We start from the raw sequence: 21095 nt of genomic DNA on the forward strand, positions 1-21095 counted from the left end.
AAAGCGAGAACCACAACTCTTTGTCGAGTGGACTCTGTTGTATCCCGTTCCCTGTTCTTTTCTCTTTGGTTTATTATTATATTGAGGTGTTTAAAATATATTATATGTGGTTGCTTGTATCTTTTTTAGTTTCTTTATGGATGGTGTCTTTTTACCCGAATTACAATGACAATGAGTTCGTGCTTTTTACTGATATTACAACCATATTGTTTTTTTTACCTGGTTTCTTTCTTATGTTTTATTCTATACTCGTACAACTATTGTTATTAATAGTGAAAAAAGCAGAGGCAATAGCTCCAATAGCGATTATATTCTATATCCTGAATACAGTGGTCGTATCTTTTATTACTAGCTATTCGAGTATATTTTTGAATATAGCGATTTCTATTATTTGTTCATCGCTATCCATCATTCATTTTTTTATTTCACTGTATTTAAAAAAGCGTTTGGCTCCGATTTAGGCAGGCCAAGCACGATCTGCGAAGGAATAGGAACGAAGCAGACGGATCGTGGGGATGAGGTCTACACTTTACGCGGGTGCGACCAAGATGACACGGCAGAAACCTTTTTCTGGGCCGCCGACCCGGATACCGCAAAATAATACCAAACAAAGGAGCTGTATAAACCTATGAAGCTGTTAACATTTACGGAGCAAGGTGCAGAGCGTTTGGGAGTAAAGACGGAGCAAGGCATTCTCGATGTGGCGGCAGCCAGCGTAGCTTGTAAAGGCAGTGCATCCGTACCTCAAAATATCCATCAGGTCATTGAAGGCGGGGCGGAGGCCGTTGAAGCCCTTCACCGTCTGGCGGACGAAGCGTTAAGCCGTGCCGCTGAGCTTGGTCCGGTATTTCTCGATGAAGCGGAGCTGGTGTTTGCCCCTGCTGTGACAAGCCCTGGCAAAATCCTTTGCATCGGCCTCAATTACCGCAAGCATGCGGAGGAGTCCAATGCGGCCATTCCCGAGGTGCCGATTCTGTTCAGCAAATTTAGCAATACGCTCGCCGCCCATGGAGAAGAAGTACCGCTTCCTATTGCCTCCGAGAAGGTGGATTACGAGGCAGAGCTAGCGATTGTCATTGGCAAAGAAGCGAAGCATGTGACGGAGGAGGAAGCGCTCAGCTACGTATTCGGCTACTGCGCTGCCAATGATTTGTCGGCTCGCGATTTGCAAATGCGGACAGGCCAGTGGCTGCTGGGCAAAACCTGCGACAAATTTGCACCGCTCGGCCCTTATCTCGTAACAGCGGACGAGGTAGGCAATCCGAATGAGCTGGAGATGAAATGTATCGTAAACGGCGAGGTGCGCCAGCACTCGAACACGAGCGACATGATTTTTAACTGCAAGGAAATCGTCAGCTATGTTTCGCGCCATATGACGCTGTCGCCGGGCGATGTCATCTTGACGGGTACGCCTGAAGGCGTCATGCTCGGTTATCCGGTGGACAAGCAAAGCTATCTCAAGGCAGGAGACCATGTTACGATCGAAATCGAAAAGCTTGGCAACTTGACGAATCTAATGGTTCTGGAATCATAACCAGTATAAAAAAGCAAGGAAGCCGAGGCTAATGCCGCCAGCGTCCTTGCTTTTTTTCGATAAAACCGATAAGTGCTTCAGAGGTCCATCGCCTTACGCAATGGCAAACAGGAGTGCGCCGTAGCCAAATGCGGCAGCCAGCAGTCCCATCGCAAAAGCAGGCATCAGCGAATTGCTGCGGTACATCCGGAAAAAGCCGACAATCATAATAGCAGCTGATGCAAGCAGCAGCCAGCTATCAAGTCCAAGCGAAAAATGAAGCGTAATATCAGGGCTGAAGCTTCCTTTATAAATCGTTGTGAACAAAGAAGATGGTGCTGTTGTTTGCAGCGTTTCCTTCACATCATGAGGCGGGGCCTGCTGGCCCAGCACGCTTGTGGCGATAAAAATCAGCAAGGCGATCAGGCTTTCTGCCTTTAACCAAGGGAGCGGGCGGAAAGCGGCATCTTGCTTGAGCTTGTTTTTGTAGCCAAAGCTGTTCGTATACGCGAGCAGCAGCAGCGGCAGCAGCAATAAATGCTTAATCAACAGCATTTGCCCGTACGGCAGCATCCAGGCGTTAACATATTCTGGTGTCGTAAAGGTCATTAATGTAATGCCCGCTGATATCGTTACGAAAAAACAGCCGAAGGCGAGCGTTGAAAACCATGATAAAAACGGCTCCCAATGGTTTTCGTCCTTCGAAAACCAGCTTATCGTAACGACAATACCCAGCCAAATGGTGACGGCTATAAAATGGGCGCTGTGAATGACGACCCCTTTCAGCCCATAGAGCGCTGAGGCATGGCTGGCATAACCGAGCCATACAGCCAGCAGCAAGGCTATGAACAGCCCAACCTTCGGCATATGGCGGTCCTGCCGGAAGGATTTCATTGCGAGCAGGACGGACAGGCCGAGGGAGCTAAGCAGCGTCCACACGAAGGCTTTGCCTGCTACGGCATCAAGCAGCAGGCTTTTCATCATTTGCCCATAGCTAAGTTCAAAGTCGGCGGCGAAGGTACGTGCCGTTTGATCAAGCGGAACAAACGAAAGAACAGGGATAGAAAGCGTGCAGGCCAGCAGCAAGCGATCAGGGACAACAACCTGCGGACGCTTGCCCTCCGGCACGAGACGCAAAGTAAATGCGCCCATTAACAACGCAAAGCAAACATAAAGAAGCGTCTCGCTCAAATAAATCATTTTTTACGTCTTCTCGCAGCGGCAGCGATAACGGCAATAAGCAGAATGACAACGACAATAATGATCACGCTCGTTGTGGAGCTGCTATCCTTACCTTCCGTAGGGGCTGCAGGATCTGCTGTTGGAGCAACGCTTGCCGCAGGGCTTGCCGTTTCAAGGACAGGCGACTCGGTAGCCGCAGCTTCAGGCGTTGATGTGCTTTCAGGCGAAGGGGATGCCGATGCAGGCTGCTCGCTTGCAGCAGCTTCCGGCGCGTTGACGGTGAAGCTGTAGTCGCCCTCAATCGCATGGCCATCAGCGCCGATAATCGCCCATTTCACCGTGTATATCCCGTTCTCCAGCGCCGTTGGAACCGCACCGCTCATCGTTTTTCCGTCTACAGTTACTTCATCGGTGGCAATTTGCTCGCCAGCCGCGTTCAAAAGCTTGAATGTACTGAGCTTTTCGATATCCGTATTGAAAGAAAGTGAGATTTGAGCAGGTGATGCGGTTACCGTCTCGTCTACGGCAGGTGTGGCCTGCTCGATTTTGGAATGGGCAAAAACGGCACCGGGAACTAGCCAAATAACAGCCAGCATAATTAGAATAATACGTTTCATATTGTTCCTCCTTGTAAGCTGAAGCTTAAGTATGTTGTAGCAAGCTGTTAGCATTATATCAGATATTGGGGTGTGACAAACGGCCTGCTCTGCGGCAAATTATAGGCGACTTTATGAACTTTTGCAAAAAAACGCTAGGTCTATGCTGAATAATGTACGGACTACGATGAATAAACATAATTACCGTCACTTAAAAACGGCGAGAGATGGACGAGGGGGTGCGCCTACCGTCACCGGAGCATATTCTGGGGCAGGGCAGGCGAAGCCGCATTGGGTGAAACGATTCAGTTTGTGCTGTTTGCAGGGTTATTGCTGGCTAACGGTTTTTTCACAGCGGCGGAGACGGCTATGCTGCGTTTGCGGCCTGATCAGCTGCATAAGCTGCAGAGCGGGCGCCGTTCATCAAAAAGGGCAACTGCTTCTGCTGCGATGCTGCGTGAGCCTCAAACTTATTTAACCATATGCCAGCTTGGAATAACTCTCGCGTCGCTGGGGATGGGCTGGATGGGTATTCCGGCATTCCGTCTGCTCTTCGATTCATGGCTGACTGGAATGAGTGGGCGAGTCCCCATCGCTCCAATCGTAGCGGAAGTGTGCGCTGTCGCAGCCGCTTTGCTGCTGGCTGCCGTGCTGCACAGCGTTTGCGGCGCACTCGTTCCGAAAGCCATTGCGGGACACCGTGCGAAGCGGGTCGTTGCGCTCGCGGCCGCACCACTGTTTTATTTTCATAAAATCATGTATCCGTTGGCACGGCTGCTGGACGTACTGTCCAACTGGATGGTTCAGGATGGTGAGGCCCGGGTGGGCGCAGGTACAGCCCATGCATATTCCAGTCAAGACATTCGACTGCTGCTCAAGGAAAGCCAGCGTTGCGGACACATTCATCATACGGAGCTGCTGCTTGTTGATAATATTTTCAAATTTACAGAAACGCATGCGAGAGAAATTATGATTCCAAGGCGAGAGATCATCTGCTTGTACACCCAGCTGTCGCTTGCGGAAAATAAACAGATGGCGCTTGCCGAAATGCATACGCGTTATCCCGTCTGTGAAAGCGACAAGGATGATATTATCGGCTTTGTCCATATCAAAGATTTATGGAAGGATGCGCAGCATACGCTGACCGACATCGAGCAAATTTTGCGCCCAATTATGACGGTGCCGGAGTCGATTTTCATACGGGAGCTGCTTGGGCAAATGCAGGAGAGCAAAACGCAAATTGCGATTTTAATAGATGAATATGGCGGTACGTCAGGCATTGTAACGCTGGAAGACATTATGGAGGAAATCGTTGGTGAAATTCAGGATGAGTTTGACGAGGAGCGAGCGATGATTGAGCAGCTCGGCGAAGGGAGCCACTCGATTAGCGGGATGATGCTCATTGAGGAGGTAAACAGCTGCCTCGGCACGAATATTAGCTGTGACAACTTTGATACGATTGGCGGCTGGATGTATTCCCAACTGGAAAACCTGCCCCGCAAAGGCAATCGTGTAAAAGAAGCCAATCATTTCGAGTTTGTCATCGAGGAAACGGATCATTACCGCATTTCCCGTATTCGCGTGAGCCGGCTCGCTGCTTATCCTTCAGACAAGGAGCAAGAGGATGTGAAGGGAGACGCTGGTAATGCTGACGGCAAGGGGACAGGGACGTAAGGGCGCTGTGCATATAAAAAAAGGAACCTTCTCCTCCGGGCGCTGCCCATCAGTGAAAAGGTTCCTTGCCTTGCCTTAACTTGCCCTGTTTGATTGGGATTGAAGCTCTTGTTTCAAAGACTGCTGACTGCTAGTCGTTCAAGCTGGGTAATGTTTAACGAGCGGCAAGGAATGCCGCTTCGTCGACTTCAATCTTCTCTACGATATCGATTGTGCCGCCTGCGAGACAAACATCGCCATCATAGAGAACGACGGCTTGGCCTGGCGTGATCGCCTTTTGCGGCTGATCGAACTTTATATGTGCGGTTCCGTCAGCGCCAGATGTCACGGTAACGCCCTGATCTGCTTGGCGGTAGCGGAACTTGGCCGTGCAGCGAAAAGGACCTTCCGGCTGCTGAGGTGCAATCCAGTTCATGCCGCTGGCGATTAGACCAGTCGAATACATGCTCGGATGCTGCTCGCCTTGAACCACATACAAAATGTTGCGCTCAAGGTCTTTGTCCGTTACGAACCAAGGCTCGCCATTGCCGGAGCCGCCAATGCCGAGGCCTTGGCGCTGTCCGAGCGTATAATACATCAGGCCGTCATGCTTGCCCTTGACTTCACCGCTGCGAATGTCGACCATGTCGCCTTTCTGGGCTGGCAAATAGCCGCTCAGAAATTCCTTGAAGTTGCGCTCGCCGATGAAGCAGACGCCGGTGCTGTCTTTTTTCTTCGCGGTGTACAAGCCTGCCTCTTCAGCAATCCGTCTTACCTCTGGCTTCGGCAGATGGCCAATCGGGAACATTGCCTTCGCGAGCTGCTTCTGGTTCAGCGCACTGAGGAAATAAGTCTGGTCTTTATTACTGTCCACGCCGCGCAGCAGCTTCGTTTCGCCATCCGGCGTTCGTTCTACGCGCGCGTAATGGCCTGTCGCCAAATAGTCGGCGCCTAGCTCATTCGCTTTTTTGAGAAAATCGCCGAACTTGATTTCCCGGTTGCACATGACGTCGGGATTCGGCGTACGGCCGCGCTTGTATTCATCTAGAAAATAAGTGAATACTTTATCGAAATATTGCTTCTCAAAATTAACCGTATAATACGGAATGCCGATCTGGTCGCATACGCGGCGAACGTCTTCCGCGTCTTCCTCTGCTGTGCAGTGACCAAATTCATCGGTATCATCCCAGTTTTTCATGAAAATGCCGACAACATCATAACCTTCCTGCTTAAGCAGCAGTGCGGTTACGGAAGAGTCTACACCGCCGGACATGCCGACAACGACTCTAGTTTCTTGTTTGGATTTTTCCATTTGCTTACACCGCCTTGTATTCAAACTCTAAAACGAGTATCTCTCATTGTAGCATATATTTATCGCTGCACAAAAAACTTTTTTAAGAAGAATAACAAGCTTTTCTCGCATGTTGAACGCACTATATGCTAACATAGAAGCTATATGGGAATACCATGATTTAAACCGAGTCATGGGTGCGCAAGGCAACACAACTAATGAAAACGAGGTGCCCTTTTATGAAAATATCAACCAAAGGCCGTTACGGCCTAACGATAATGATGGAGCTTGCGGGGAAATTTGGCGAGGGACCGATCTCTTTGAAAAGCATAGCTGAACGCAATAGCTTGTCCGAGCATTATTTGGAGCAGCTCGTTGCGCCGCTTCGCAACGCTGGACTTGTAAAAAGTATTCGTGGAGCCTATGGCGGTTACATTTTGTCCAAGGAGCCTGAGCATATTACAGCTGGTGATGTGATCCGCGTGCTGGAAGGGCCAATCTCCCCAGTCGATTTTACCGAAGAGGATGATCCGGCGAAGCGCGATCTGTGGCTGCGTATTCGCGACGGCATCGCCTCCGTATTAGATTCGACCACACTTCAGGACATGGTCAGCTTCCAAGATCCAGGCAAAGCAGACAGCTATATGTTCTACATTTAATATAGAAGGAGCTAGACAAGCTATGCACTATTTCGATCATGCCGCAACGACGCCAATGCATCCAGAAGTCGCGCGCGCGATGCTGGAAGTGATGCAGGGTCCGGGAGGCAATGCATCGAGCATGCATGCCTTCGGACGCGCGGCGCGGCAGCATATTAATCGCTCCCGCGACCAGATCGCGGCAGCTGTCGGCTGCAAGCCTGCTGAGCTCGTATTTACGTCTGGCGGCACAGAGAGCAACAATATGGCGCTCAAGGGTGTTGCCCGCGCGCAGGCGCTGCTAGGCAAAAACCATATCATTACAGCGGAGGCTGAGCACCATGCGGTGCTGCATCCCTGCGAAGCGCTTGAGCGCGAAGGCTTTGAGCTGACGCTGCTGCCCGTTGATGAGCAAGGTCAAGTGTCGCTTGCTGATGTAGCGGTGGCAATAAAGCCAAATACGGCGCTGATTAGCATTATGCACGGCAATAATGAGGTAGGAAGTATGCAGCCGATTGAAGACATCGGGCGCCTGGCGCATGAGCGAGGCGTTATTTTTCATGTCGATGCCGTTCAGGCACTGGGTACAGCGAGCTATCAGCTAAGTGGGCTGCCAATCGATTTAATGAGCTTTTCCGCCCACAAAATCAACGGCCCGCAAGGGGTTGGCGCGTTATATATCGCTGCTGGCACGCCATTTGAGGCGAGCTCGCAGGGCGGCTCGCAAGAACGCAAGCGCCGTGCAGGCACCGAAAATGTCGCCGGCATCGTCGGCTTCGCCAAAGCTGTTGAAATTTGTGTGAAAGAAGCGCAAAACAAGCAACTTTTTCTGAGCGAGCTTCGTATGGTATGGGTAGAGCTGCTCAGGAAAAATGTGGATATAGATATAGTCATCAATGGCGCGGCGGAGCAGGCACTTCCGCATATCGTCAATATCAGCTTTATCGGGATCGATACCGAGACGATGCTGATGAATCTCGATATGGCAGGCATTGCAGCCGCAAGCGGCTCGGCCTGCACGTCAGGGGCGCTGGAGCGCTCCCATGTGCTGCGGTCGATGAAGCTGCCGGAGGAAAGGCTGGCTTCCGCCGTAAGATTCAGCTTCGGTTTGGGGAATACTAAGGAGGAACTGGGTGCCGCAGCGCAAAAAGTTGCAACGATTGTGCAGCGCATCCGTAATAACGCCTAGGAGGCTTCCCGGCCGTGATTAAACTACAGCAATTGATCGGTCTGCCCGTGCTGGTTATTCATTCCGGCAAGCGCGAAGGCACGATCAAGGATGCGATTTTCGACTCCCACTGGAATGTTACAGGACTCGTGCTCGAAAGCAACGGCTGGTTTGCTAATGTCGTCAAGACGGTGGACTGGAATGCGGTGCTGACATGCGGCGTAGACGCGATAATTATTTCCGACGAAGCAGCTGTGCAGAAAACAAAGCTTGAGCAGCTGGGCAGAACCTTTTGCACCAGTAAAGTCCAGCTCAAGGGTATGCCTATGGTGACGGTACACGGCGTGATGCTTGGACAAGTATCGGACGTTTATTTTCATCCATTTATGGGTACACCAATAGTAGGCTTTGAGCTTACGGACGGTTTTATATCGGATCTAATGGAAGGGCGCAAGTGGCTCAGAGCTCCTGAAGATTCAGATGCCGTGCTGCTCGGGGAAGACGCGATTATCGTTCCTGCTGTCAGTGAAGCAGAATTGGAGCCTGTCGCAGCTTCCAATTCGAAAAATAGGGAGAAATGAAAGATGATGAGATGTCCCAACTGCAATTCGAAAGATATAGGAAAAATAGGTTCCCATCAATTTTATTGCTGGGGCTGCTTCATTGAACTGACTGTCAACGGAGAGAAGATGTCCGTGTACCAAGTGGAGGAAGATGGGACGCTTAGTTCACTTGATGATCTGTTTTTTGAAGATGAAATGCCACAAATCCATGCAACCTAGTGTTATGCATGGTTACATACTGACATACAATTAGAAGGGAACAGTCATGTGGCTGTTCTCTTTTTTAATGATATAGAAGGGCGAGGAGGGGTTAAAGTGGCCGAATTAAATGAGGTGCAGGCCCAAATAGCGAAGCTTGCAAGCGAAAATCCGCTAGATGCGCTTGCAGCGATCCAGGCGCTGAAAAACGAAGGCGGAAAAATCGTACCCGAGTTGCTTGTGCAGCTGCGGGCTGCAAAAGATCCTGTGCGGACGATGCTGGTTATTGTGCTCGGCGAGCTGGGCCCGCTGTCTGGAGCTGCGGCTGAACAGGTTGCGGCGCTGCTTGATGCAGACAATGAGAAGCTGCGTATGGCCGCCGCATTGACCTTGGTTAGAATAGGCAGTGAAAGTGTTAAACCGCTCCAGCAGATCTGGACTGCCGAGCAAAATCAGGAGAAGCCGAGCTTCTGGGCAGCCTGGGCGATATCGATTATTAACCCGGCATTAGTGGAGGACTCCGTAATCGAAAGACTGAAGCAGGTACAAAAAAAGCCGGATACCCCGGTAGAGGCTTCCGCAGCAAAGGAAGCGCTAGACTGGATAGCGGCTAATCAAGTGGAGTCTGAATAATTTAAAGCTGCTGGGCATAGCGGCTCATTACCCTAGCTCATGCCCAGTGGCGAACAAATACAGCACAAGGAACAGGTTTAGCGCTGTAATAACCCCTACGCATAGCCAGGCAAGCACTTTGACCCAAGGCTTGTTGGCGAACACACCCATTTTGGCTTGGCTGCTTGTGAACAGCACAAGCGGAATAATGGCGAATGGAAGCTGCAAGCTCAGGACGACTTGGCTCCACAGCAGCAGCTCGCCCGTTCCGCGCGTGCCGAACAGCCAGGTGACGATGAGCGCTGGAATGACAGCAAGCAATCGTGTCACAATACGGCGCAGCCAAGGCGGGATCGAAAATTTAATAAAACCCTCCATAACGATTTGCCCCGTTAAAGTCCCCGTAATCGTCGAGCTTTGGCCAGAAGCGAGCAAGGCAACAGCGAATAAGGTGCTGGCAATGCTGACGCCAAGCGTTGGGCTAAGCAGCTGATAGGCGCCTTCGATTTCCGTTACATTCAGGCCCGTTCCATAAAAGGCCGCAGCTCCCAGAATCAAGATGCTTGAATTAATCAGAAAAGCGATGGTCAGCGAAACGCCGGAATCCCATTGGGAATACTTAATCGCTTCCCGCCGTCCCTCCTCCGTCCGCTCATATTTTCTCGTCTGAATGATGGAGGAATGCAAATACAGATTATGCGGCATAACCGTTGCCCCAAGGATGCCAAGTGATACGAACAGCATGGCGGGGCTGCTCACGATTTCAAACTTCGGAACATAGCCGGAAAGCACCGCTGATATATCCGGCCGCGAAATAATGACCTCGAATACAAATACCCCGAATATCGTAGCCATCAGCACAATAATAAGGGATTCAATAAGCCGAAAGCCTTTCTTCTGCAGCAGCAGCAGCAAAAATACATCTAGCGTCGTAATAAGAATACCGCCTATTAAGGGGAGGCCAAACAGCAAATTTAGGGCAATGGCGGAGCCGATAACCTCGGCAAGATCGGTTGCAATAATGGCAAGCTCGGCCAGCAGCCAGAGGATGACAGCGCCTTTCATGCCGACGGAGTCGCGGGTTGCTTGGGCAAGGTCGCGGCCGGTAACGATGCCGAGCCTTGCCGACAGATTTTGCAGCAAAATCGCAATTAAATTGGCGATCAGAATAACGGCCAGCAGCGTATAGCCGAACCTTGCGCCGCCCGCAATGGATGTTGCCCAGTTGCCGGGATCAATATAGCCGACGGCGACCAGCATGCCGGGGCCAGCGAAGGCGAGAAATTTTCGAAAGCCGCTTGCATTTTTCGGTATATGAATAGAGGAGTTCACTTCTTCAAGGCTGACATTTCCACTCGCGCGGAGCCAGCCTGATTTTTTATCCAGTTGATCGGACTGTGTGCTCATAAAAACCCTTCTTTCGTTTACGCTCAGATGTGTTGGCTGTTGCATTTGTTTGTGCTATGAAACAATATTGCTCCTGGGAAACATTTTTGTCAATGGATTTGAGTATCCCTTGTTCATTGCTGGTAATTTCATTAAAGAAAATCGGGTATTTTGGAAATGAAAGTGCTTGTTTTTCCTGCAAATACAAGTCCGAGCAAGCATTCAACAGTTATTTTGATTTTCCAATTCTCAGCTATAAAGGTACTGGGGAAATTGTCGATATATTTATAGTCCCTTCATGTTTAATTGAATTTTTAAGGGCTATACAAAATGAGAAAAGAGGCGTAGGAATGACGCTTAAAGTGAAAATTATTGTGTTTGTAACGGCTATTTGTATTTTGCTCGCAACTCCGCTCAGTTATTTTGCACTGTATGTAATTGAAAAGCAGGCAACGAGTTCGGTAAATGGAGAAATTCAAAGCTCCGTCCAAAAAGCGGTTGCTGAAGTAGATGGCTGGGCGCAAAAACAGGCCAAAGTAATCGAGACCGTAGGCAAAGTGATTGAGGATACCGTACCGCTGAACGAAATCGGCATGGACCATTTGATGGCCTTTCAACTGCCTGATAATAAAGAGGATATCGATACGATCTATTTTGGTCTGGAAGACGGCACCTATATGGATGGCGCGGGCTTTATTCCGGATGCTACGTTTGATGCTCGCCAGCGTCCGTGGTATTTAGCGATTAAGGAATCAGGCAAGCTCACTTATAGCGATGCGTATATTACGAAGGCGGGAGTACAGGCTATTTTTATCGGCGTGCCGCTGCATGACCAGAATGGAGCTTTCCAAGGCGCCATTTCAGAAAATATTTCTCTCGATTCCATTAAGGAAAAAATCAGCTCGATTAAAACGGAAGACGGCTTTACCTTTTTGCTGGACCGGACGGGCGTCGTTCTTTCCCACCCTGATCAAAGCCTGCTGAACACGCAGCTTGCGGAGCAAAATGACTATAAAAATGTGGTAGAGCAAATGCTCGGTGAGCCTTCCGGCCGGGCAGAATACATGTATAACAATGACAAGCAGCTGTTGTATTTTGAAAAGGTTCCAAACACCAATTGGTTAGTAGCGACCTCCATTTCCAAATCAGCGGCCTTTGCTGAGCTTACGAGCTCCAAGCAGCTTTATATAAGCTTTATCGTCGTGTTCACCTTACTGCTGGCTGCTGTCGCCTATTTGATATCCCTTAAAGCGCTGAAGCCATTGCTTAATATGAAAAAGAGTGCACAGCTGCTGGCCGCCGGCGATCTTACGGTGCAGGTGCCTGTTAAGGGCAAGGACGAAATTGCCCAGCTGGGTTCTTCGTTTAATGCAATGAGCGCTTCCCTCAATCAGCTTATTCAGCAGGTTGATCAATCTGCGCAGCTCGTACAAACATCCTCCAAGACGATGTACAAGGATGCTTCGGGCAGCAATGAAATTGCTGGGCAAATATCGACCGTCATTGAGGAAATTGCCAAGGGAGCTGGTGATCAGGCACAATCTGTGCAATCGGGTGCCGAGATGGTATCCGAAATTAATACGGTCATTGACCAAATCGCGGATGAGACCCGCCAAGCATCGGTAACGATTTTGGATGTTAATCAAGCGATGGAAAGCGGCAAAGGCGCCATTGCCCGTCAGACGGATCTTTCGGAGGCTGGGAAGGAATCTACCGAGCGGGTGGAAGAGTCCAATGAGCTGCTGCTGAGTAAAATCGGTGAAATTTCTAAAATTACCGGTAGCATTCAGGCCATTGCCGCACAAACGAATTTGCTGGCGCTCAATGCAGCTATTGAGGCGGCCCGCGCTGGCGAGAATGGCAAAGGTTTTGCTGTAGTTGCCACTGAGGTCCGCAAGCTCGCCGAGCAGTCCTCGCAATCGGTGAGCGGAATCGATCAACTGCTGAGTGAGTTGCATGCAGCGGGTGAGCAAAGTGCAGCTGAGCTTGAGCAGTTCCGCCGGAACAGTGCAGCCCAGCTGGATTCTATGGAGGAGACAGCGGCTTCTTTTGACCGCATTCGGGAATCTGTAGATGAAATTATTCTAAAAATTAATTCGGTGACCTCAGGCATTACGGAGCTGAAATCGGGTGCTGCACAGGTCTCTGATGTGATTACGGGGCTTGCGGCAGTTGCAGAGGAAAGTGCGGCTTCGACGGAAGAAGCGGCATCCTCCACAATGGAGCAGTCGCTATCGATTGAAAATATTTCCGATGCGGCCAGAGAATTGTCCGATCATGCGGATCAGCTGCTGAAGGAAATTAGCCGTTTTAACACTCGTAAACAATAACTGGCCAGCAGCATGGATGATTTTCCCCGCTTGTACATATACTGTAGCAGATTGGCCTAGGGGCCTCTTTTGAAATATAAGAATTTATAAGCTTCACACTTATAAATGGACTTATATTTCTCGGACTGAAACGCGCAGCCGCCGTCAAAGGACGGCGACAGCCGTTTCACCTTGGTAAGCGAGCGGGGGTGAGGGAAAGTGGAGCGGTTCACAAAAAGCCGTTTGTTTGTATGGCTGGTATACATTATTCTAGGTTTGCTGGCGCTGTATTTGCTTATATTGGTCAAACCAATGTTTATGAATATTTATTTTTTCCTCAAGGCGATTCTTGCGCCATTTATCGTTGCCATGATTATTTCCTACGTGCTGAACCCGGTAGTGACGATGCTGCATGAACGTAAAGTTCCGCGTACGATGGCGGTGCTGCTCATTTATACGGTATTTTTCACAGCTCTGACCGTCTTGCTCGTCAATGTCATTCCAATGCTTGCCATGCAGGTGCAGGAGCTCAACGAGCGGGTGCCAGACCTGACGATGAAGGCGCAAAATTTGGTGACGGATATCAACAATACATCGTTTCTGCCGGACAGCCTGCGCGATGGGATGAACCAGTCGCTGCTTCATATGGAGCGGAAGCTGTCGGAAACGCTGATCCATTTTATCAACAATATCGGTTCGGTGCTGAATACGGTGTTTATTGCCTTTATTGTGCCGTTTCTGGCATTTTACATTTTGAAGGATTTTGAGGTGTTCGAGCGGACGATCATTACGTACGTGCCCAAGTCGCATCGTCAAAACACCGTCCGGCTGATGAAGGATATTGACTCGGCGCTCGGCAGCTACATACGCGGGCAGTTTCTCGTCTGTCTGATCGTCGGTGTGCTTGCCTATATCGGCTACACGATTATCGGAATGGAATATGCGCTGCTGCTTGCCGGCATTGTAGCGATTACGAACATTATTCCCTACTTGGGCCCGTTTCTGGGGGCGATTCCAGCAATTCTGATGGCCTCGACCATATCGGTCAAAATGATGATTCTCGTCGCGGTAATCAATACGCTATGCCAAATTTTAGAGGGCAATATCATTTCTCCGCAGGTGGTGGGGAGGACGCTGCATATGCATCCACTGGCGATTATTTTTGCCCTGCTGGTTGGAGGAGAGGTAGCGGGCGTCGCGGGGATGATTCTCGCCGTTCCGATTTTCGCGGCGCTGAAGGTCATCGTCCAGCATATGTTTGCCTATTATGTGCGGAGAAAGATTATTTGACAGCGGGCCTTGCTGCCGATATACTCATTTTTAGTACAACTCAAGCGTAAACGGCTTTCGCCGTCCTTTGGAGGCAAAGCCTCCGTTTCGCGATGAAATATAAGCCCATTTATAAGTGCAAAACTTATAAATTCTTATATTTTAAATGGAAATCGTTGATGAAAAAGAAGTAAGCTATAGACCGTCAAACAGAGAGGAAGCTTCTTCGCCGTTATCCGGCGTTGGCTGCAAGAGCTTTTATGGCGAAGGATGGCTGAAAGCTGCTTTCGGAGTGTGAATGAACTTCACCGGGAGGACCCGTTATTGTCCATACGAGGAGATTGCTGCGTAAGGCTGTGCCGCTAGAAATAGCGCAAGGCTGAAGCTGGCGATAACCAGGGTGGTACCGCGAGTTTTCGTCCCTGTCATAACTGACAGGGACTTTTTGATGTTTTAAAGCAGGTTTAGCTGCAAAATGCAGGCGTAAATAATGAAACCTATTGGAGGCGTATCAACTATGAAGGCTAGTGAAATTCGGGCAAAATGGCTTGCTTTTTTTGAAAGCAAAGGACATACAATCGAGCCGAGCGCATCGCTCGTGCCGCACAACGATCCATCGCTGCTATGGATTAACGCAGGCATGGCGCCGCTGAAAGCTTATTTTGACGGACGCGTCATTCCGGAAAATCCACGGATTACGAATTCGCAGAAGTGCATTCGCACCAACGATATCGAAAATGTCGGCAAAACGCGCCGCCACCATACTTTTTTTGAAATGCTCGGCAATTTCTCCATCGGCGATTATTTCAAGGAAGAAGCGATTACGTGGGCTTGGGAGTTTCTAACGGGCAAGGAGTGGATCGGCTTCGATCCAGAGCGCCTATCGGTTACCGTTTACCCGGAGGATGAGGAAGCATACGAGTTCTGGAATAAAAAAATCGGCCTGCCAGAGGAGCGCATCTACAAGCTGGATGAAAACTTCTGGGATATCGGCGAAGGTCCTTGCGGGCCATGTACGGAAATTTTCTATGACCGCGGCGACAAATACGGCGATTTGAATGATCCGGAATGCTGGCCGGGCGGCGAAAACGAGCGTTTTCTGGAAGTATGGAACCTCGTATTCTCGCAATTCAACCATAATAAAGACGGCAGCTATACGCCGCTTCCTAACAAAAACATCGATACAGGCGCAGGTCTGGAGCGTTTCGCTTCGATTTTGCAGGATGTAGATTCGAACTTTGATACGGACCTGTTCATGCCAATTATCGAGCGTACGTGTGAGCTTGCTGGCGTGAAATATCATGTGAACGCTGAGCACGATGTGGCGCTGAAAGTTATCGCTGACCACATTCGTACGGTTGCTTTCGCTGTCGGCGACGGCGTTATGCCTTCTAATGAAGGACGCGGCTACATTATTCGCCGTTTGCTCCGCAGAGCGGTTCGTTACGGAAAATCGATCGGCATCGACCGTCCATTCCTGCATGAGCTGACCGCTACTGTCGGCGAAGTGATGGGCGTATACTATGATGAGGTTGTGTCCAAGCGCGAATTTATTGAGAAGGTTATTCGTACAGAGGAAGAGCGTTTCCACGAGACGCTATCCGACGGCCTGGCTTTGCTCACGACGCTGGTAGATTCCGCTCGCGCAGCAGGCGGCAAGGAAATCGGCGGCGAGGATGCATTCCGCCTGTATGACACGTATGGCTTCCCGTTTGACCTGACGGAGGACTTTGCAGTGGAAAACGGCTTGACCGTTGACCGTGCAGGCTTTGACGCAGCAATGGAAGCTCAGCGCGAGCGCGCGCGGGCAGCTCGCCAGGATACGGGCGGCATGAAGATTCAAGGTGGCGCACTAGGCGAATTCACGGTTAAAAGCGAATTTGTTGGCTATAATGAATTGGTAATTGAATCGGCCATTACGGCGATTGTGCAAGAGGATGCGCTGATTGACAGCGCAAGCGAAGGCAGCGAAGTGTTTGTGCTGCTTGACCGTACTCCGTTCTATGCGGAGAGCGGCGGACAAATTGGCGACCGCGGCATCATTTCGGGCCAAGGCTTCTCCTTGCAGGTGAAAGATGTGACGAAAGCGCCGCATGGCCAAAGCGTGCATCATGCGCTCGTTGTATCAGGCACCGTGAAGACGGGCGAGAAAGTACAGGCGGCTGTTGCGAAAGCGGTTCGTGAGGATGTCATTAAAAACCACACCGCAACCCATTTGCTGCACAAAGCGCTCAAGGAAGTACTGGGCACACATGTTAATCAGGCCGGTTCCCTTGTTGAGGCGGAGCGTTTGCGTTTTGACTTCTCCCACTTTGGCAGCATTACCGATGAGGAGCTTGTAGAAATCGAGCGCCGTGTCAATGAGCAAATTTGGAACAGCACCGATGTGACCATTACGAACAAGTCGCTTGCAGAAGCGAAGGAAATGGGCGCAATGGCCTTATTCGGAGAAAAATATGGCGATGTCGTCCGCGTCGTGCAAGTCGGCGACTACAGCCTTGAGCTTTGCGGCGGCTGCCACGTAGCCAGCACTTCGCAAATCGGCGTGTTCAAGCTGATCAGCGAAAGCGGAATTGGCTCCGGCGTGCGCCGGATTGAAGCCGTTACAGGCCGCCATGCTTACAGCTACACTGAAAGCCAGCTTGATTTGCTGGGGCAAGCAGCAGCATTGCTGAAATCGAGCAATGGAGATGTGCCTAAGCGTATTGATGCGCTGCATGCACAGGTGAAGGAGCTTGGCCGCGAGAATGAATCGCTGCAAGCGAAGCTGAGCCGGATCGAAGCAGGCTCGCTTGAGCAGCAGGCGAAGCAGATCGGCGAAATTACGGTGCTTAGCGCTCAAGTAAATGCACCATCCATAGACGCGCTGCGCGGCATTTCTGATGAGCTGAAGCTTAAGCTGCCTTCTGCGGTTATTATTCTTGGCGCTGTTCAAGAGGATAAAGTCAGCCTTGTAGCGTCGGTATCGGCCGATTTGGTGAAGAAGGGTCTTCACGCTGGCAAAATTATTAAAGAAGCAGCAGCTGTGTGCGGCGGAAGCGGCGGTGGCCGTCCTGATATGGCGCAGGCTGGCGGCAAGGACGCTTCCAAATTGGAAGAAGCACTGAAACTTGCGGAAGAACTGGTTCTCGCCCAAGCAAATGTGATATGATAGGAATGTGTATCGATAGTAATCTCATTGAAATGTAGTTGGAAAGCGAGGTGCTGGCGATGAGTTCCATGGACAAAACGATGAAGTTTGATGTGTTGCCGGAAAGTTTGGAAACCTCCTCACAGGACATTTTGCTGTCTGTGCATGAGGCACTTCTGGAGAAAGAGTACAATCCGATCAATCAGATTGTAGGCTATTTGCTCTCCGGTGATCCCGCGTATATTCCGCGGCACAACAACGCCAGGAGCCTGATTCGCAAGAAGGAACGCGATGAACTCATTGAAGAGCTTGTCCGGTTTTATTTGAACAATAAGAAAACATAATAGTCAGGAGCCGGACAAGCAATGAGAACAATGGGACTCGATTACGGCGATCGCAACATTGGTGTTGCGGTAAGCGATCCTTTTGGCTGGACTGCGCAAGGGCTTGAGGTCGTGAAGAAGCGCCGGGACAATGGCGAATTGGATCGGCTCGCAGAAATTGCGCAGCAGTATGAGGTTAGTGAAATCGTCTTGGGACTGCCGAAAAACATGAATAACACCATCGGTCCGCGAGGCGAAATTAGTATTGAATTCGCAGAGCAGCTTCGACAGAAACTACACTTGCCTGTTCACCTTTGGGACGAACGGTTGACTACTGTAGCCGCAGAGCGTACTCTCATAGAAGCGGATGTCAGCCGTAAGAAGCGAAAGCTGGTAGTGGACAAAATGGCGGCAACGCTCATTTTACAAAATTATCTCGATTCTAAGGGCTTGCGTTAACAGGAGCGAAAGCTATTTTGGCGCAAATTACAAAACGAAAAGGTGAGGGTTAAGATGACAAAGGATGATATGCAGTTCGAAGAGCCGGAAATTATTTATATTCCGGATGAAGACGGCAATGAAGAAGAATTCGAAGTCATCATGAAGTTTGAAGTGGATGGCTCTGATCAGAAATATATGATGGTCGTTCCGCTCGTTGGCGAGAGCGAAGAGGAAGATGAGGTTTACGCCTTCCGCTACGAGGAAGATGGCGATGATCTCCAGCTGTACACGATTGAAGACGAAGAAGAATGGAACATCGTGGAGGAGACGTTTAATACGCTGCTCGGCGAATTGGAGGAAGAAAATTAATGGATCAAGGCGAGGTACTAATCCCGCAGCCGCTTGAGCGGCTGCGGGAAGCCTTCGGTCCTCAAATCGAGCTGCTTGCGGGCGGCGGCGTTATGGAAACATTCGTCATTAAGGCTGAGTTTAGACTCGGTTCCTACGTCTATGCGGCGCTCCAGTCGGAAGCGATGAAGGGCGAGGATGAAGTGGAGCTTTTCCGCGTCATTGGCGAGCTTGGCGAAGAGCCGGAGCTGGAAACGATTGAGGATGATGAAGAATGGGAACTGGCGTCCGAAGCTTATGACGATTTGTTATTTGCTGGCGATGAGCGACCTTAAGCAAGCTTTATTATACGTATACATCGAGAAAAAGAGCGGTGCACACCGCTCTTTTTCTCGACGTATTGGGGAATTAGGAGGAAAGCAGGTTGGACAACGCAAAGAGGCAGTCATCTAAGCCTAGCAAGGTTCGTATCGCTTTTTACGTATTTTTAAGCATTTTAGGCGTCATCACTACAGTGGTGGGCGGCGCATTTATTTATTTGTGGCTTCAATTAGAGCCAACCAAGACGGCAGAGGCCAAGCAGATTGTCATTCCAAACAGCGCCTCAGCGAGCCAAATTTCCGATGTGCTTCAAGAGGAAGGGATTATTAAAAATGCCCTGATCTTTAAATATTATTTGAAGCTGGAAAAAGAAGGCGGCAAATTCCAAGCGGGCACGTATTCGATGAATCCCGGCATGGATAAGGCAGATGTCATTGCTATGCTGAACAGCGGCAGCACCGTCAAGCAGGAGACGATCCGGTTTACGATTCCAGAGGGGCTTACGGTACTGCAAATTGCCGATAAGCTGGCGGAAGAGAAGCTGATCGACAAGGAAAAATTTTTGGAGCTTGCCGATAAGCAGCAAACGTGGAGCAATGCGGATGCGGTCAATGAGATTTCCGCTGATGCCAAGCTGCATCACCGGCTGGAAGGGTATTTGTTTCCTGAAACCTATGAAATGAAGAAGGGCAGTACCGAGCAGGAAATATTGAACCGTATGATTTCTGAACTTGATGTCAAGCTTGCCCAGCTTCCCAATGATTGGACGATTCAGCTGGAAAAACGCAAGCTGACGATTCATCAGCTGCTTACGATTGCATCCCTGGTCGAGCGCGAGGTGGTCGTTGACGAGGAGCGTCCGATCGTTGCGAGCGTTATATATAATCGCTTGAACAAGCCGATGAAGCTTCAAATAGATGCAACGGTGCAATATGCACTCGATAAGCCAAAGGAACGTTTATATAATAAGGATCTCAAGGTAGACAGCCCTTATAACACCTATTTGGTAGATGGGCTCCCGCCGGGACCGATTGCAGCCCCAAGCCTTAGCTCGATCAAAGCGGCACTTTATCCGCAGGAAACGGAATATTTTTTCTATGTAACCAAGAAAGATGGAACGGGACAGCATCTGTTTGCTAAAACCTTTAGCGAGCATAACAATAATATTGCTAACAGCAACAAGACTGCGCAGTCTAAGTAAGGAGTGTAAGGAGCATGGCAGTAAAGCCAGAATTATTAACGACAGCTTCATCTTTGGAGGAGCTGGAGCGCCTAATTGCTGCCGGGGCTGATGCTTTCCTAATTGGAGAAGCACGCTACGGCATGCGTCTTGCTGGACAATTTGATCTGGAAATGATCAGGCAAGCGGTGGAGCTGGCGGCGCCTCACGGCGTAAACATTTATGTATCGGTAAATAATTTGATCGAAAACAAAGTCGTGGAATCTTTGCCTGGCTATTTGCAGGCACTGGCCGAAGCTGGTGTAAACGGCGTTATGTTCGGTGACCCCGCTGTATTGATGGCTGCACGGAGTGCCGCTCCTGACATGCCGCTGCATTGGAATGCCGAGATGACTTCAACGAATTATGCGACAGCAGAATATTGGAGAAAGCGCGGCGCTACGCGGTTTGTGCTTGCCCGCGAGCTGAATATGGATCAGGTCATTGAAATCAAAGAAAACTCCACGATGCCAATCGAGGTGCAGGTTCATGGCTTGACGAATATTTATCATTCCAAGCGTTCGCTTGTGAACAGCTATTTGGATCATCAGGAAGACTCCGGCAAGCTTGGCAGCGCCAGCAAGGAGCAAGGGCTATACGTGATGGAAGCTGAGCGTAAAGATGAGCGTTTCCCTATTTTTGAGGATGCCAACGGCACGCATATTTTGAGCTCGGATGATATTTGCATGCTGGAAAACCTGCATGAGCTGATGGAAATCGGCGTGGAGAGCTTGAAGATTGAAGGGCTGCTCAAGTCGATAGAATACAATGAAATCATAGTAAGGGCTTATCGCAATGTCATTGACGCTTATATGGCTGATCCGGAGGGCTACCGTTTTCAGGATGAGTGGCTGGAGCCGATTCAAGAAGCGCAAGATCCGCAGCGTGAGCTGAGCTTTGGTTTCTTTTATAAAGAACAGGTGTATTGAGGTATG

Annotated in this window: 20 protein-coding genes; 16 read left to right on the forward strand and 4 right to left on the reverse strand. The window is 49.9% G+C overall.

Annotated elements, in window-relative coordinates:
• The first annotated feature begins 628 nt into the window (after window positions 1–628).
• Entirely contained in the window at window positions 629–1534 is a 906-nt protein-coding gene (locus tag AC50YG_RS28505; RefSeq protein ID WP_494831923.1) for a fumarylacetoacetate hydrolase family protein, read from the forward strand.
• A gap of 93 nt (window positions 1535–1627) precedes the next feature.
• Here AC50YG_RS28505 and AC50YG_RS28510 read toward each other — a convergent pair whose 3' ends face one another.
• Both AC50YG_RS28510 and AC50YG_RS28515 read right to left on the reverse strand, forming a co-directional pair.
• Complete coding sequence (locus AC50YG_RS28510; RefSeq protein ID WP_494831925.1) at window positions 1628–2713, reverse strand: copper resistance D family protein; 1086 nt, start codon at window positions 2711–2713, stop codon at window positions 1628–1630.
• Window positions 2710–3312 (reverse strand): copper resistance CopC family protein, encoded by a 603-nt coding sequence (locus AC50YG_RS28515; RefSeq protein ID WP_494831927.1) that lies wholly within the window; start codon window positions 3310–3312, stop codon window positions 2710–2712. Before AC50YG_RS28515 ends, AC50YG_RS28510 begins: the two co-directional genes overlap by 4 nt.
• A 270-nt stretch (window positions 3313–3582) precedes the next feature.
• Here AC50YG_RS28515 and AC50YG_RS28520 point away from each other — a divergent pair, with 270 nt between their 5' ends.
• Window positions 3583–4965, forward strand: coding sequence for a hemolysin family protein (locus tag AC50YG_RS28520; RefSeq protein WP_494831929.1), 1383 nt, complete (start codon window positions 3583–3585; stop codon window positions 4963–4965).
• Window positions 4966–5119: 154 nt separating this feature from the next.
• Here the strand turns inward: AC50YG_RS28520 and mnmA are convergent, their stop codons facing one another.
• A complete protein-coding gene (gene mnmA / locus AC50YG_RS28525) occupies window positions 5120–6256 on the reverse strand; it encodes a tRNA 2-thiouridine(34) synthase MnmA (RefSeq protein WP_494831931.1) in 1137 nt (378 codons plus the stop codon).
• Between the two features lie 218 nt (window positions 6257–6474).
• Here mnmA and cymR point away from each other — a divergent pair, with 218 nt between their 5' ends.
• The 5 genes from cymR (at window position 6475) to AC50YG_RS28550 (ending at window position 9435) form a co-directional block, all read left to right on the forward strand.
• Complete coding sequence (gene cymR, locus AC50YG_RS28530; protein ID WP_341281803.1) at window positions 6475–6894, forward strand: cysteine metabolism transcriptional regulator CymR; 420 nt, start codon at window positions 6475–6477, stop codon at window positions 6892–6894.
• Between the two features lie 22 nt (window positions 6895–6916).
• Complete coding sequence (locus AC50YG_RS28535) at window positions 6917–8062, forward strand: cysteine desulfurase family protein (protein WP_494831932.1); 1146 nt, start codon at window positions 6917–6919, stop codon at window positions 8060–8062.
• A 14-nt stretch (window positions 8063–8076) separates the two neighbouring features.
• Window positions 8077–8622, forward strand: a complete 546-nt coding sequence (locus AC50YG_RS28540) for a PRC-barrel domain-containing protein (protein ID WP_494831934.1) — start codon at window positions 8077–8079, stop codon at window positions 8620–8622.
• Window positions 8623–8625: 3 nt separating this feature from the next.
• Complete coding sequence (locus AC50YG_RS28545; protein WP_046234401.1) at window positions 8626–8823, forward strand: YrzR-like zinc ribbon domain; 198 nt, start codon at window positions 8626–8628, stop codon at window positions 8821–8823.
• Window positions 8824–8919: 96 nt separating this feature from the next.
• Window positions 8920–9435, forward strand: a complete 516-nt coding sequence (locus tag AC50YG_RS28550) for a HEAT repeat domain-containing protein (RefSeq protein WP_473761653.1) — start codon at window positions 8920–8922, stop codon at window positions 9433–9435.
• 27 nt (window positions 9436–9462) lie between these two features.
• Here the strand turns inward: AC50YG_RS28550 and AC50YG_RS28555 are convergent, their stop codons facing one another.
• Window positions 9463–10821: an Nramp family divalent metal transporter gene (locus tag AC50YG_RS28555; RefSeq protein ID WP_341281812.1), complete on the reverse strand. Its 1359-nt coding sequence runs from the start codon at window positions 10819–10821 to the stop codon at window positions 9463–9465.
• 329 nt (window positions 10822–11150) lie between these two features.
• Between AC50YG_RS28555 and AC50YG_RS28560 the strand changes: the two genes are divergently transcribed.
• From AC50YG_RS28560 to AC50YG_RS28600, 9 genes are all read left to right on the forward strand, one after another.
• Window positions 11151–13130, forward strand: coding sequence for a methyl-accepting chemotaxis protein (locus tag AC50YG_RS28560; RefSeq protein WP_494831937.1), 1980 nt, complete (start codon window positions 11151–11153; stop codon window positions 13128–13130).
• Between the two features lie 198 nt (window positions 13131–13328).
• A complete protein-coding gene (locus AC50YG_RS28565; RefSeq protein WP_473761644.1) occupies window positions 13329–14399 on the forward strand; it encodes an AI-2E family transporter in 1071 nt (356 codons plus the stop codon).
• A 496-nt stretch (window positions 14400–14895) separates the two neighbouring features.
• Window positions 14896–17529 (forward strand): alanine--tRNA ligase, encoded by a 2634-nt coding sequence (alaS, locus tag AC50YG_RS28570; RefSeq protein WP_494831939.1) that lies wholly within the window; start codon window positions 14896–14898, stop codon window positions 17527–17529.
• A 59-nt stretch (window positions 17530–17588) separates the two neighbouring features.
• Window positions 17589–17852, forward strand: coding sequence for an IreB family regulatory phosphoprotein (locus tag AC50YG_RS28575; RefSeq protein WP_056040153.1), 264 nt, complete (start codon window positions 17589–17591; stop codon window positions 17850–17852).
• A 21-nt stretch (window positions 17853–17873) separates the two neighbouring features.
• Window positions 17874–18290, forward strand: coding sequence for a Holliday junction resolvase RuvX (gene ruvX, locus AC50YG_RS28580; protein ID WP_341281815.1), 417 nt, complete (start codon window positions 17874–17876; stop codon window positions 18288–18290).
• 54 nt (window positions 18291–18344) lie between these two features.
• Window positions 18345–18641 carry a DUF1292 domain-containing protein gene (locus tag AC50YG_RS28585; protein WP_338555341.1) on the forward strand — a complete coding sequence of 99 codons (297 nt, stop codon included), beginning with the start codon at window positions 18345–18347 and terminating at the stop codon, window positions 18639–18641.
• Window positions 18641–18955 (forward strand): DUF1292 domain-containing protein, encoded by a 315-nt coding sequence (locus AC50YG_RS28590; protein ID WP_341281816.1) that lies wholly within the window; start codon window positions 18641–18643, stop codon window positions 18953–18955. The genes AC50YG_RS28585 and AC50YG_RS28590 overlap by 1 nt, the downstream gene beginning before the upstream one ends.
• A gap of 89 nt (window positions 18956–19044) precedes the next feature.
• Window positions 19045–20142, forward strand: coding sequence for an endolytic transglycosylase MltG (gene mltG, locus AC50YG_RS28595; RefSeq protein ID WP_494831942.1), 1098 nt, complete (start codon window positions 19045–19047; stop codon window positions 20140–20142).
• Window positions 20143–20156: 14 nt separating this feature from the next.
• Complete coding sequence (locus AC50YG_RS28600; protein ID WP_473761630.1) at window positions 20157–21089, forward strand: peptidase U32 family protein; 933 nt, start codon at window positions 20157–20159, stop codon at window positions 21087–21089.
• Window positions 21090–21095 lie beyond the last annotated feature (6 nt).

The organism is Paenibacillus sp. J31R34, assembly GCF_059383715.1.